Source organism: Streptomyces sp. NPDC017095 (assembly GCF_044332325.1).
Lineage (GTDB): Bacteria > Actinomycetota > Actinomycetes > Streptomycetales > Streptomycetaceae > Streptomyces.
The window spans coordinates 338,834-351,940 of the sequence record NZ_JBIROU010000002.1 but is presented as its reverse complement, the minus strand read 5'-3'; the positions used below and the strand labels follow the sequence as shown (position 1 = coordinate 351,940).

At 75.2% G+C, this 13,107-nt stretch carries 10 protein-coding genes; all 10 read right to left on the bottom strand.

Going from position 1 to position 13,107, the window contains the following annotated elements; all coding sequences use genetic code 11:
* Window positions 1–28 precede the first annotated feature (28 nt).
* The 10 genes from ACH4OA_RS04535 to ACH4OA_RS04490 all read right to left on the bottom strand — a co-directional run bounded on the left by ACH4OA_RS04535 (window position 29) and on the right by ACH4OA_RS04490 (window position 13,106).
* Window positions 29–1,354: a VWA domain-containing protein gene (locus tag ACH4OA_RS04535; protein WP_397947774.1), complete on the bottom strand. Its 1,326-nt coding sequence runs from the start codon at window positions 1,352–1,354 to the stop codon at window positions 29–31.
* A gap of 115 nt (window positions 1,355–1,469) precedes the next feature.
* Window positions 1,470–2,717, bottom strand: coding sequence for a PP2C family serine/threonine-protein phosphatase (locus ACH4OA_RS04530; protein WP_397967578.1), 1,248 nt, complete (start codon window positions 2,715–2,717; stop codon window positions 1,470–1,472).
* Between the two features lie 4 nt (window positions 2,718–2,721).
* Window positions 2,722–5,214: a tetratricopeptide repeat protein gene (locus ACH4OA_RS04525; RefSeq protein WP_397967577.1), complete on the bottom strand. Its 2,493-nt coding sequence runs from the start codon at window positions 5,212–5,214 to the stop codon at window positions 2,722–2,724.
* Window positions 5,211–6,494, bottom strand: coding sequence for a hypothetical protein (locus ACH4OA_RS04520; protein ID WP_365876798.1), 1,284 nt, complete (start codon window positions 6,492–6,494; stop codon window positions 5,211–5,213). Before ACH4OA_RS04520 ends, ACH4OA_RS04525 begins: the two co-directional genes overlap by 4 nt.
* A 54-nt stretch (window positions 6,495–6,548) precedes the next feature.
* Window positions 6,549–7,565, bottom strand: a complete 1,017-nt coding sequence (locus ACH4OA_RS04515; RefSeq protein WP_365876796.1) for a glutamate ABC transporter substrate-binding protein — start codon at window positions 7,563–7,565, stop codon at window positions 6,549–6,551.
* A gap of 14 nt (window positions 7,566–7,579) precedes the next feature.
* Window positions 7,580–9,064: a hypothetical protein gene (locus ACH4OA_RS04510; protein ID WP_397947733.1), complete on the bottom strand. Its 1,485-nt coding sequence runs from the start codon at window positions 9,062–9,064 to the stop codon at window positions 7,580–7,582.
* A 194-nt stretch (window positions 9,065–9,258) separates the two neighbouring features.
* Window positions 9,259–9,864 carry a DUF6185 family protein gene (locus ACH4OA_RS04505; protein WP_397967575.1) on the bottom strand — a complete coding sequence of 202 codons (606 nt, stop codon included), beginning with the start codon at window positions 9,862–9,864 and terminating at the stop codon, window positions 9,259–9,261.
* Between the two features lie 107 nt (window positions 9,865–9,971).
* On the bottom strand, window positions 9,972–10,949 hold the full coding sequence (locus tag ACH4OA_RS04500) for an N-acetylglucosamine kinase (RefSeq protein ID WP_397967572.1): 978 nt from the start codon (window positions 10,947–10,949) through the stop codon (window positions 9,972–9,974).
* On the bottom strand, window positions 10,940–12,205 hold the full coding sequence (locus ACH4OA_RS04495) for a 6-phospho-beta-glucosidase (protein WP_397939836.1): 1,266 nt from the start codon (window positions 12,203–12,205) through the stop codon (window positions 10,940–10,942). Before ACH4OA_RS04495 ends, ACH4OA_RS04500 begins: the two co-directional genes overlap by 10 nt.
* A 7-nt stretch (window positions 12,206–12,212) precedes the next feature.
* Window positions 12,213–13,106 carry a carbohydrate ABC transporter permease gene (locus tag ACH4OA_RS04490; protein WP_397939838.1) on the bottom strand — a complete coding sequence of 298 codons (894 nt, stop codon included), beginning with the start codon at window positions 13,104–13,106 and terminating at the stop codon, window positions 12,213–12,215.
* Between the last annotated feature and the right edge of the window lies 1 nt (window position 13,107).

Here is a 13,107-nt window from a genome sequence, read left to right as displayed (position 1 = left end):
CGTCGCGCTGTCGCCGGTCGCGGCGGCCTCACTTCTTCACACGAACAGTCTTGGTGGACCGGGTCTCCAGAGTCATCTCGTCGGCCTCCGCGACCCTCGTCTTCAACCGCACAGTACCTGTCGCGGCGTCGACCACGTCCACCACCTTCGCAAGCAGTTTCGCAGTATCGGCGTTCCCCGAGCGGCTCGCGAGCTGAACCGCACGGCCCAGTTTGGCCGTTGCTCCATCGGAATCACCCGCTTTGCGGAGATCGAGTCCTTGTTGGATGACCTGGGCGAGTTCCGCCTGCCCGGTGTAGTGGGCGACCTGAGGGCTGATCCCGGTGGAGGAGGCCAGGTCGTCGGTCCACACCGCCCGGACGAGCCCCTGCGCGCCGAGGTTCTGCACGGTTCCGTCCGTCTCCGGCGCCACCAGGGAGACCCGCGCGGCCAGCATCTCCTGGCCGAGCCCGGCCGGCGGGACCGTCACGCACAGGTGGTAGTCGCGGGACTCCTCGCCCCAGGACCCGGTCGGGTAGTCCCCGGCGCGCGGGCCGGCCTCGCTGCGGCGGCCGGTCAAGTCCGCCACGGCCGGGGCGACTTGCTTGAGGAACCGGATCGTCGTGCCGGCCGGCGTCCACACCCGCAGCCGGACGTCGGCGACCTCCTTGCCCATCGCCGTCTCCATCATCCGGGTGAAGTCGGCGGCGAGACCGGCCGGATCGGCGACGATGTCGGCGGTGCCGAGCAGCGCCGAGGCGATCGCTGTGACTTCTTTCACGTCCCAGTCCGTGCCCACGCCCCGCGCGTCACAGGTGAACCGCCCGGCGCAGGCGTCCAGCGCGGCCCGCAGGTCCTCGGGCGACTCGTGTTCGTTGCGGCCGTCGGTGAGCAGGATGCCGTGCCGCAGCGAGGCGTCCGCCGCGGACAGCAGCCGGTCGGCCAGCCGCAGCCAGGTGCCGATGGCCGTGCCGCCGCCCGCGCTCAGCCGGCGCAGCGCCTGCTTGGCCTGCTCCCGGGTCACGGCGTCGGCGACCGCGAGCCGCCCGCCGCCCGGATAGACCTCCCGGGCCACGTGCGTGCCGCCGATGACCGTGAAGCGGGTGCCGTCGCGCAGGGTGTCGATCGCGGCGGCCGTGGCGTCGCGGGCGCCCCGCATCTTGGCCGGCGGGTGCTCCATGGAACCGGAGCAGTCCACCATGACGGCCACGGCGGCCGGCGCCCCGCCCGGCGGATACCCGGGTGCGGCTCCGGTGCCGCCGGTCGCGGTCACCGTGACGATGGCGTCGACCCGGTCGCCGCCCTCGGGCAGGTACGCGTTCTGGTAGACCTCCACCGCGAACCGCGGCACGTTCGGCTTGGCGAGATTGGCCATGCTTGTTCGCATCCCCCTCGGACACCTCGCCGGGGCGAGGCGCTGACTGTGAGCGGACCGGTCCCCTCCGGTCCGCCCCGGCTTCCCCGTGCCGCAGGCCCGTCCGCCCCGGCCGTCAGACCGATCCTGCCCCCGGTGACGGCGCCGGGAACGGCAGCACCGCCACTGTTACGTTGTCGTGGCCGCCGCCGTCCAGGGCGTGCCCGACCAGCACCCGGGCGCCGTGCAGCGGACGGGCGGCCGCGTCCGGCGGAACCACCTCGGACATCTCCTGCGCGGTCTCGGCGTAGTTCCACAGTCCGTCGGTGCACACCACCACCGCGCCGGGCCGGTCCGGGGTGAAGGACGCGGTGTGCGGCTCCAGTTCGTAGGCGTCCGCGCCGAGCCAGCCGGTGATGGCGTGGGCGCGCTCGTCGGCGTACGCCTCGGCCTCGCTCATCAGGCCGGCGGCCACCATCTGCGCGGCCCAGGAGTCGTCCTCGGTCAGCCGGGCGGGCGGCGCGGAGCGGTCGGTGGGCACCCAGTAGACCCGGCTGTCGCCGACCCAGCCGACCACCAGCAGCCCCGGGGTGACGACCGCGCCGACGATCGTGCAGGCCGGCGCGTTCTGGTGCGGGGCGTGCTCGCGGGCCGTGGCGGGTTCCCCGGCGAGCGCGTCGACGGCCCGCGCGGCGGCGACGATCGCCTCGTGCATGGCTTGCTGCGGGTGGGTGCCGTGCGGCAGCGCGGCCAGCAGGGTGTCACCGGCCGCCTGGGAGGCGGCCTGGGAGGCGGCGTCGGGGCGGGTCGCCGAGGACACGCCGTCGCAGACGACCGCGAGCGCCGCCGGGGTGCCGTCGGGCAGCGTGGTGTGGCCCACGGCGAAGGCGTCCTCGTTGCGGTGGTGGCGCAGCCCGCGGTCGCTGACGGCCGCCACCGGGCCCGACTCCCGCTCCATGTGGTCGCGTTCGCGGGGCTGGGCGTGTCCGCAGTTCTCGCAGTAGCCGTCGTCGTCCACCCGGCCCGCCCGGCAGGCCACGCACAGCCGCGCCGCGCCGGCCGGGGCGGCACCGCCGGCGGCCTGCCGCGGGTCCGGGGCCTGCAGCGGATACTCGTCGGGCTCCGCCGGCGCGTCGAACCGCACCCCGGTCCCGGCCGGCTGCCCGGCCCCGGAAGGCTGCCCGTCCGGCACGGGCCCGGGAGCGCCGGCGCCGTTCCCGGGCGGGGCGGAACCGGTCAGGGGGAGCGCCGGACGGTCCGGCGGCGGCGCGGGCACCACCGAAAGGTCGTATCCGCACGCTCCGCAGAACAGGTCACCCGGCTCCACCGGCTCCGCGCAGCTCGGGCACTTCGGCAGTGCGGTCTGCTGGGGCATCTGCGACATCGACTTACACCCACGTCCGGGGGCGGTAACGGTTGGCCCGTTCCACCAGCTCGATCCTCTCCTCGCCGCCGGGCGCCAGCCGGGCCAGCGCACGGTAGGCGCGCTCCAGACCGAAGCGCAGCCCGCGCTCGTCCAGGCCGCTGCCCAGCAGCACCCGGCCGCCGGCGGCGGTCCCGGTGCCCTGGCCCCCGGAGAGTATCCAGTCCAGCGCGCTGCCGAGCACCTCCGCCGACAGCAGCTCGCGCCGCACCGGGTCCAGGCCGTAGGCCCGGAGTGCTTCGACCTGCCCGGCGGCGGCCGTCAGGTCGTCCAGGAACGGTACGTCACCGGCGCCCGCCGTGCGTCCTCTGAGCCGGGCGCGGACGGCGGCGACCCGGGCGGCCGTGTAGTGGATGGACGACTCCGGCACCGACTCCAGCGTCTGTACGGCGCCCGGCCGGTCGCCGGCCGCGAGCCGCACCCGGGCCAGCCCGAACGCGGCGCTGACGAAGCTCCGGTCGGCCGTCCACACCAGCCGGTAGTACTCGGCCGCGTTGTCGAGCTGGCCCAGCAGCTCGGCGCACAGGCCGAGGGCCAGCTTGGGCGCGGCCTCGCCCGGGAAGGCGTCGTAGACCGCGTCGAAGGCGAGCGCGGCGCCCTCGACGTCACCGGTGACCAGGCCGGCCACGCCCCGGCACCACACCACCCGCCAGTCGTCGGGCCGCTCCTCCTCCAGCGCCGCCAGGCCGGTCAGCGCGCCCGGGTGGTCACCGCTCTCCAGCAGGGCGCGGAGCCGGCGGAGCCGGGTCTCCACGGTCCGCGCGGGCGCCGCGGCCAGCGCGCTCAGCAGCTCGGCCGGCGCGGAGGCGACCAGCCCGGCCAGGAACCCGGCGCCCGGGTCCTCCGGGTCGACCAGCGGGACCGGCAGGGCGAGTGCGGCGGCCGGGGCGTCCACGGGCCGCACGAGCGCCGCCGGCGCGGGCACGGGCACGGCGCCCGCCGCCTTGCGCACCTTGCGCGCCGGACGCGCCCCCAGCCGGGACACCTCGCCGTGCCGGCGCGGGAACAGCTCCGCGTCCGTGACCGTCACCTCGGGCCCGAACAGCGTCGACAGCGCGGGCCGTGCCTGCCCGGTCTGCAGCGCCACCACCTCGCGCAGCACCCCGGTGAGCTGCTCGGCCATCTCCTGCGCGGAGCCGAACCGGCGGGCCGGGTCCGGGTCGGTGGCGCGCACCAGGAGCCGGTAGAAGGACTCGTAGCGGCGGAAGACGTCGATGGTGTCGGGGTCGGGCAGGGAGTCGGCGTAGACGGTCGTGTAGCCGTGGAAGTCGAAGGCGAGCACGGCCAGGGTGCGGCCCACCGTGTACAGGTCGCTGGCCACCGACGGGCCGGTGTCGGCGACCTCCGGTGCCTGGTAGCCGACCGTGCCGTAGATGGCCGACTCCTCGTCGTCCATGCGGCGGACGGCGCCCATGTCGATCAGCTTGAGCTGGTCCTCGGTCTGCAGGGCGTTGTCGACCTTGAAGTCGCAGTACAGCAGGTTCCGGCTGTGCAGGTGGCCGAGCGCCTCCAGCGCCTCGATGCCGTAGGCGCACGCCTGTTCCACCGGCAGCGGGTCGCGGCGGCCGTCGGGCGCGCGGCGGGCGTTGGCGATCTCCTTCAGGGACTTGCCGCCGACGTACTCCATGACGATGTAGCCGTCGAGGGAGCCGGTGCGCTGGTCCAGGTGCTCCACGAAGTTGTAGATCCGCACGATGTTGGCGTGCTCGATCTCCGCGAGGAACCGCCGTTCGGAGATCGCCGCGGCCATCGCGTCCTGGTCGCCGGTGTCCAGCAGGCCCTTGAGCACCACCCAGCGGTCGGCGACGGCCCGGTCCACGGCGAGGTAGATCCAGCCCAGCCCGCCGTGCGCGAGGCAGCCCGCGACCTCGTACTGGCCGTGCACCACGTCCCCGGACCGCAGCTTGGGCACGAAGGAGTACGGGTGCCCGCACTTGGTGCAGAAACCCTCCGTGCGGCCCGGCCGGTCGCCCCGGGCCCGGCCCACCGGCGCCCCGCAGTCCGAGCGCGAGCAGAACCGCTTGCGCTCGGGCACCTCCGGGCGGGCCAGCACCATCGCGCGCGGGTCGGGCCGCGGCACCTGTGGCACGGAGACCAGCCCGGCGCCCAGCCGGCCGCGCGTGGAGGCACCGGAGGAGGAGCCCGAGCTGCGCACCGACAGCGAGCGGCCGGTGGACTTCCCGGACACCGACCGCGACAGCCGCCCGGACACCGAGCGGCGCGAGCGCGCCGACTGCGAGGCCGTACGCGAGCCGCCCGAGCCGCCCGAGCCGCCCGAGCCGCGGGAACCGCCGCTGTCCGCGCCCCGGGTGACCCCGGTGGCCGGCGAGCCCACCAGCCCGGTCGCCGACACCACCGGTGCCAGACCGCAGGTGTCGCAGTACAGCTCCCCGCCGCCGACGTCCTCGTACCCGCCCCCGCAGCCCGGCCGCTGGCAGTCCTGCCCCGGCTGACTCATGACGGATCCCCCTCACGGTCCTGCGGCGCGCCCGCGCCGCCGGTCAGTTCGGCCGCCGCCTGCTGGTAGCGCAGGACGGCCTGTTCGGCGACGCGCAGGTCGCAGGGCGCGCTCCACAGCATCCGGCGGGCCGCGTCGTACCGCTCCACCAGCAGCGGATCCTCGGCGAGGCCGTGCCGGGCGACCTTGGCCCGGTAGGCGTCGAGCCGGCCGCGCAGCTCGGCGCGGACCGCGAGCGGGGCGGTCACCGCGGTCAACTGCTCGCGGGCGCGCAGCAGTTCCTCCTCCGCCTGGTGCTCCAGGGACTCCAGCAGCGGCGACAGCCGGTGCCAGCGGGCCTGTCTGCGGTACTCGGCGGCGGTCGCGAGCTGCTCCTGGAGCGCGGTCGGCGGCCCGCCGACCACCGGCACCTCGGTGGCGGCGATCTTCGCCAGCACCTCGCCGCGCGCGGTCCGGGCCTCGGCCAGGGTGCGGTCCGCGCGCGAGAGCACGTCCCGCAGCCGGATCAGCCGGGCCTCGGCGTCCTGGCGGACCGTCAGCACGGCGTCGATCTCCCGGCGCACGTCCTCCAGCGCGCGCGCCTCGCGGTCGTACACCGTGGTGTCCGGGCGGCCGCCGCCGGGCGCCGAACTGCCCTCGGCCGGCACCCAGAACGCGAGCGGGTCGGCGACGACGTCCTCGCGCAGCCCGGTCAGCGTGCGGGTGATCCGCTCCAGGTCGTCACCGGCCGGGTGCTCGCCGGGGCGGACCCCGGCGGAGTGCGCGAGCTGCCGGGTGCGCTGGAGTTCCGCGGCGAGCAGATCGATCCGCGCGGGCAGCGCCGACCACACCGCGTCGGCGGCGACGATCACGTCCAGGCTCGTCGCGTACAGCTCGTTCATCCGGCCTACCAAGGCGGCCGGCGTGAACGTCTCGCTGAGCCGGCCGTCCCGGCCGTCGCCGGGGACGGTCACGGACTCGCCGCGCAGCAGCCCGGTCAGCTCCGCCAGGTCCTCACGGCTGGACCAGCGGCGCCGGGCGCGGATCTCGCGGGCGCCGCGCAGCACGGCCGTGTAGGCGTCGAAGTACGTCCACAGCCGGGTGATCCGGGCCTCGGTGGCCTGCCAGCGCTCCCGGGTGACACCGGTCAGCGCGGCGCCTTCGAGGAGTCTGCGGCCCGCGTGGTCCTGGAGGGCCAGCAGCGAGGTCTCGATCGCCTCGTGCTCCTGGCCGAGCCGCGCCAGCGCACGGTCCACCTCGTCCCGGTCCAGCACCGGCCCGGCGGGGTCCGTGACGCCCATCGATCACCTCTCGCTCGCTGTGTTCCGGTCGGGTGTGTCTCGACTGCCGCGCGGCTACCGCGGCGCGGGCGGTTTCGACGCGGCCGGATCCCTGCCCAGTGTCGCCGCCAGCCACGCGTCGTACGACGCCTGCCAGCCGTGCGCGCGATAGTCCACCAGCACACGATTGACCCGGCGTACCAGATCGGTGGCGTCCTTCTTCATCGCCACGCCGTAGTACTCGGTCGTGAACGTCTCGCCCTTCAGTTCGACGGTCGGGTCCTGCGCGGCCTGGCTCGCGGCGAGCGCGCCGTCGGTCACCACCGCGTCCACCTCGCCGAGCTGCAGCCGGACCAGGCAGTCAAGCTGGTTCGGGACGGTGGTGGAGATGTCGGTGGAGGCGGGCAGCCGGCCGTCCCCACGGTCGGCGTCCAGCTTGGCGTAGGCGGTCGAACCGGCCGCCGTGCACACCTTCTTGCGGGCCAGCGAGCCGTCGTAGCCGGTGATGTCCGAGGACTTGGGCGCGAGGACCTGCTGGCCGGTCCGGAAGTAGGGCGCGGAGAAGGCGACCTGGCGCAGCCGCTCGCAGGTGATCGTCATGGTCCGGACGACCATGTCGACCCGGCCGTCCTCGATCGCCGGTATGCGCTGGCTGGTCGGGATCGCCTTGAACTGCACCGCGTCCGGGTCGCCGAGGATGTCCTGCGCGATCCGGTGCACCAGGTCGATGTCGAAGCCCTCCAGCCGGGCGCCCTCGGTGTTGGGGTTGCGGTAGCCCCAGTGGTAGCTGTTCTGGTCGACGCCGACGACCAGTTTGCGCTTGGCGCCGGTACGGGCCTTGATCGCCTCGATCGTCGGCCCGTCCGCGCCGGACGGGGCGAGGGTGTGCTCGTGCGCCGTGGCGTCCACGCAGCCGTCGGCGCGGGCCTGGGTGCCGGCGGCGGTCTGCCGCCCGGCCCGCTCCGGGGCGGGCGGTGTCCTCTGGGTGCACGGCAGCAGCAGGACGAAGGCCAGCGCCAGCGCGCACAGCACCGCCATCGCGGCGACCCCGCCCCAGCCCCGCAGCGCGGCCCGCGCACGGCTCACGTCCATCGCCTCGCCCCTTGTCACCGGTACTCCGAAAGCCTGCGCCCGATGCCGGCGACGGCACCCGCCGCGCCCAGCACCCCGAGGACGGCGGCACCGGCCGGCAGCCCGGTCAGGGCGTCCCGCCCGTCCCCGGCGGCCCGCCGGAACTCGGCCCGCTCGTGGCCGATGGCCCGGGCGAGGCTGCGGTCGACGCCGTCGAAGCACGCGCCGGTCGCGCCCTCGGCGCCGATCACCTTGTCCAGGGCCTGCTGGTAGTTGCCGTTCTCGTCCTCGGTGCGGGCCGCGGTGTGGCGCTGGCGCCACACCGCCAGATCGTCCCCGGCCGCCTTGACCGGCGCGGCGCCCTCGGGGTCGTCGGCGAGCCGCCGCGCCTCGTCCAGGCTCCGGCCTAGCACGGCCAGGTCCTGGTCGAAGGCGCGGTAGTAGGCGTCGTACGGCTTGCCGTCGACCGTGACGGTCTCGGCCCCGCGCGCCACCAGGCTCAGGTTCTCGTTGCCGCGCGCCTTCAGGGAGGCGATCCGGGCGTCGTGCAGCACGTTGAGCGACCGGATGCCGTGCTCGTAGGAGCCGTCGAGCGCGCAGCGGGCGACCGTGTGGCCGACGACCAGCCACAGCAGGGCGGCCGTGGTCGCGGCGGTGGCGGCGGCCAGGCCGTGGTTGAGGACGCGGTTGGTGCGCCGGTACACACGGTGCTGGGCCCAGCCGAGCGCGGCCAGGGCGAGCAGCCCCAGCCCGATCGCCACCCACGGGTACGGCGTCGCGTCGCCGTAGTCGGCGGTCAGCCGCCGGTTCTCCGTGGTGTAGAGCGCCTCGGCGGCCGGGAGCATCCGCTTCTGCATCTTGTCGTTGGCGTACCGCAGATAGGCGCCGCCCACCGGGTAGCCCTGCCGGTTGTAGGTCCGGGCCCGCTCGATGAGGCCCTTGTACTCGGGCAGCAGCCGGTTCAGCCTGATGACGGTCGCCTCGGCGGCGGAGCCGGGTTCGGCGTTGGCGGCGGCGCTGACGAGTCCGGCGGCGGCCGCCCGTATGTCCTTCTCGTAGCGGTCCCGGGACTGCGCGTTCTCCTGTCCGCCGGCCAGGAACCCGCTGGAGGCGGCGGTGTTGGCATCGGCCAGCGAGCGGTAGATGCCGGCTGCCTGGAAGCTGAGCGGCTGGCTGCGGCGCAGGACGTCGTCGGCGGCGGCCGAGCGCGCGCTGGTCTGCCAGGCGGTGACCGCGCCGAACGCGACGACCAGCAGCGCCAGCACGGCTCCGATGATCCGCAGCCGTCCCGGCTCGGTCGTCGCGGCGGCCCGGATCCGCTCGGCGCCCTCGGCGAAGGCGGTGCGGCGCGCGGGCGGCCCGGCCGGCGCGACGGCCACGCGACGGCCGGAGGGACCGGGGGGAGAGGGCGGGGCGGGTTGGGCGGGGATGCCGGGGGCGCCGGCGGCACCGGCCGCGGCGACGGCACCGGCGGCCCCGGCCGCGGGCGGCGGCGCGCTGCTCTTCGGCGGGTGTGTCACTCGACCTCCCCCATGGTCATCCGTTCGGCGCCCAGTATCACCGTCCGCGCGGCCGTCCGCACCGGCCTTCCCGCATCGTGATCCAGAGCGCGCCGGGCGCGCGGCACCGCGCCCGCCGGACCCCCGTCCTGGAACACGCCGGGCAAGGGTGTCCGGTTCCGTCCGGCGGGCCCCGGCTCGTGCGCCGGCCGGTCTCAGCCGTGCGAGCCGGCGGCGTCGCCCTGCGGGCCGACCTGCGGGCCCTGCCTGGTCGTGGGCGGCGGCGTGGCGCGCAGCGCGCTGGCGCTCCCCGGGTCGACGACGACCGACGACCAGCGCACCCGCCGCAGGGCGGGCGGGGCGTCGAGCCGGACCCGCCAGTGGTCGTGGCCTATCTCGACGTCCCACGGGCCTATCCAGGTGGTCCCTTCGTCGTCGGCCCAGCCGTAGGTGTCGATCCGGACGGCCAGGCCGCCCTTCTCCGGGGTGATCACGGGGCGGTGCGGGCGCCACTCGTCCCACCACTGCCACTGCGGGTCCGGGCCCCTCGCCAGACAGCGCATCGCCAGCCGGTAGCCGTCGGCGTCCTCGCCGAGCAGCAGGCCCCCGGTGTGCGCCCACCGCGCCGGGACGTGGACGGTCAGCCGGCCCGCGATCCGGGTCTGGGAGCGGTGGCGGTCCTCCAGCCTGAGGGAGGCGCTCGCCCGGGCCCCCGCGAGGCCGCCGGTCGCGCAGACGTCGGTCCGCGCGTGCGCCGGCCCCGCACCGGCCGCCGTGCACCACACCACGATCAGCAGTACCACCGTCCACGCTGCCTTCAACGCCCGCCCCCCGCTTCGACGTTCCGTCGCCAGACATCATGCGGCGGGAGGGATCCGGCGTACCAGCGGTCGTCGCGGGCCGTCCCGTTCCCCGGGGGCGCCGGGGCTCAGCCCCCGCTCTCCCAGTGCGTCCGCGCCCGTTCCAGGGCCTGCTCCCGCGCTCCCAGGCGGTCCAGGCCCAGCAGGGCCGCGCCCAGGACCGGGCTGGCGGTGACCACGCGGACGTCGGCCTTGGGGGCGCGGTCCGCCAGCAGGGCGTGGACGCGGTCGTCGAGCCGGCGGTGGCCGGCGGTCAGGACGCCGCCGCCCAGCAGGACCGGTGTCTCCTCCTCCAGCAGGTCCAGCCGGCTCAGCGCGACCGTGGCCATGACGGTGACCTCCTCCGCGAGCCGGGTGACGAGCGCGTCGGCCACCGGATCGCCGTCCTCCGCCGTCGCGAACACCACCGGCGCCAGTTCGTACCGCCGCTCGTAGGCGAGGCGGCCCAGGTGCAGGGCCTCGATGAGCGCGTCCATGGAGTCCAGGCCGAAGTGCGCGGGAAGCGTGCGGGCCAGCGCGGTCGGTCCGCCGCGGCCGTCCGCCGCGCGGGCCGCGTGCCACAGGCCCTCCTCCGCCAGGCCCCAGCCGCCGCCCCAGTCACCGGAGATCCGGCCGACGGCAGGGAAGCGGGCGGTGCGCCCGTCGGGACGCATGCCCACGCAGTTGATGCCCGCGCCGCAGACCACCGCCACCCCGAGCGGCTCGGTGACGCCCGCGCGCAGGATGGCGAAGGTGTCGTTGCGGACCTCCACCGACGCGCCCCACGCGCGCGCGTGCAGCGCCGCCGCCAACTGCTCCTCCTCCGGCGGCAGATCGGCGTTGGCCAGGCACGCCGACACCTGGGAGACGGAAGTGACGCCCGCGTCCGCGAAGGCCCGCGCGACCGGTTCGGCCAGCGCGTCCAGCGCCGCCGGCACGCCCACCGCGGGCGGCCGGAAGCCGCCGCCGCGGGCCGTGGCCAGCACCTCGCCGGCGGCGGTGACCACGGCCACGTCGGTCTTGCTGTTGCCCGCGTCGATGGCGAGCACGGTCGAGGTCAGGCCCACGCCAGGTGCTCCCGGTTGTGTGCGATCAACTGGTCGGTCAGGGCGTCGGCGTACGCGTGCTGGCCGATCAGCGGATGGGCCAGCAGCGCGCGGAACACCCGGTCCCGGCCGCCGTGCAGCGCCGCCTGGAGGGCCAGGTCCTCGTACGCCGTCACGTTCGCGACCAGACCCGAGAACAGCGGGTCCAGGCGGGGCACGGGCAGCGGGACCGGGCCCGCCGGGCCGACCGCCGCCTGCACCTCGATCACCGCGTCGTCGGGCAGGAAGGGCAGCGTGCCCCGGTTGAGCGTGTTCACCACCTGGTACGGGCTGCCCGAGCCGCCCAGCAGGGCCGCCGCCAGGTCGACGGCCGCCTCCGAGTAGTAGGCGCCGCCGCGCTGGGCGAGCAGCGCCGGCTTCTCGTCCAGGGCCGGGTCGCCGTACATCTCCAGCAGTTTCCGCTCCATGGCGGCCACCTCGGAGGCCCGGGACGGCTTGGTGCGCAGTTCGCCGACGACCTCGTCGTGCGCGTAGAAGTAGCGCAGGTAGTACGACGGGACCACGCCGAGGCGGTCCAGGAGCGGGCGGGGCAGGCGGACGTCGTCGGCGATGGCCGCGCCGTGCTCCGCCAGCAGCCGCGGCAGCACGTCCGTGCCGTCCGGGCCGCCCAGCCGCACCGCCGTCTCCCAGGTGAGGTGGTTCAGGCCCACGTGGCCGAGGTGCACCTGGGCCGGGGTGGTGTCCAGCAGGGCCGCGAACTTGCGCTGGAAGCCGATCGCCACGTTGCACAGGCCGACCGCCCGGTGCCCGGCCTGGAGCAGCGCGCGGGTGACGATGCCGACCGGGTTGGTGAAGTCGATGATCCAGGCGCGCGGGTTGGCGCGGCGGACCCGTTCGGCGATGTCCAGGACCACCGGGACCGTGCGCAGGGCCTTGGCCAGGCCGCCGGCGCCGGTGGTCTCCTGGCCGACGCAGCCGCACTCCAGCGGCCAGGTCTCGTCCTGCTCGCGGGCCGCCTGGCCGCCGACGCGGAGCTGGAGCAGGACGGCGTCGGCGCCGTCGACGCCCGCGTCCAGGTCGGCGGTGGTGACGATCCGGCCGCGGTGGCCCTGCTTGGCGAAGATCCGGCGGGCCAGTCCGCCGACCAGCTCCAGACGGTCGGCGGCCGGGTCGACCAGGACCAGTTCCTCGACGGGCAGGGTGTCGCGCAGCCGGGCGAAGCCGTCGACGAGTTCGGGGGTGTAGGTCGAGCCGCCGCCGACCACGGTGAGTTTCACAGTCAGATCAACCCTTTACTCCGGTGAGCGTCACGCCTTCGACGAACGCCTTCTGGGCGAGGAAGAACACGAGGATCACGGGGGCCATGACCAGGACGGTCGCGGCCATCGTGAGGTTCCAGTCGGTGTGGTGGGCGCCCTTGAAGGACTCCAGTCCATAGGACAGGGTCCAGGCGCCGGGGTTCTCGGACGCGTAGATCTGCGGGCCGAAGTAGTCGTTCCAGGCGTAGAAGAACTGGAACAGGGCCACGGCGGCGATGCCCGGCTTCGCCATCGGCAGCACCACCCGCAGCAGGGTGCGCAGCTCGCCGCAGCCGTCGACCCGCGCCGCGTCCAGGTACTCGTTCGGGATCGTCGTCAGGAACTGGCGCAGCAGGAAGACGGAGAACGCGTCCCCGCACGCCATCGGCAGGATCAGCGGCCACAGCGTGCCGGACAGACCGAGCTGCTTGGCCCAGAACAGGTACATCGGGATGACGACCACCTGCGGCGGCAGCATCATCATCGACACCACCAGCATCAGCGACAGGTCCCGGCCCCGGAAGCGGAACTTGGCGAGCGCGTACGCCACCGGCAGCGAGGACACCACGGTGAGCACGGTGCCCAGGCCGGCGTAGAGCAGGGTGTTGCGCCACCAGGTGAGGAAGCCCGGGGTGTCGAAGACCTGGCGGTAGTTGTCCCACTGCCAGGTGTGCGGAACCAGGTCCCGGCTCAGGGCCTGGCTGTCGCTCATCAGCGAGGTCAGCAGCACGAACACGAACGGCAGCGTGAAGAACAGCGCGGCGGCGACGCCGAGCGCGTGGACGGCGATCCACTCCAGCACCGTCCTGCGCCGGGCGGCGCGTCCGGCCGGGGAGAGGGACGGGGCCGGACGCACCGGCGGGTCCAGTACCTGGGTCATG

Coding starts and splice junctions, on each gene's coding strand:
- ACH4OA_RS04535 (WP_397947774.1), bottom strand. CDS start 1,354: ATGGCCAATCTCGCCAAGCCGAACGTGCCGCGGTTCGCGGTGGAGGTC.
- ACH4OA_RS04530 (WP_397967578.1), bottom strand. CDS start 2,717: ATGTCGCAGATGCCCCAGCAGACCGCACTGCCGAAGTGCCCGAGCTGC.
- ACH4OA_RS04525 (WP_397967577.1), bottom strand. CDS start 5,214: ATGAGTCAGCCGGGGCAGGACTGCCAGCGGCCGGGCTGCGGGGGCGGG.
- ACH4OA_RS04520 (WP_365876798.1), bottom strand. CDS start 6,494: ATGGGCGTCACGGACCCCGCCGGGCCGGTGCTGGACCGGGACGAGGTG.
- ACH4OA_RS04515 (WP_365876796.1), bottom strand. CDS start 7,565: ATGGACGTGAGCCGTGCGCGGGCCGCGCTGCGGGGCTGGGGCGGGGTC.
- ACH4OA_RS04490 (WP_397939838.1), bottom strand. CDS start 13,106: ATGACCCAGGTACTGGACCCGCCGGTGCGTCCGGCCCCGTCCCTCTCC.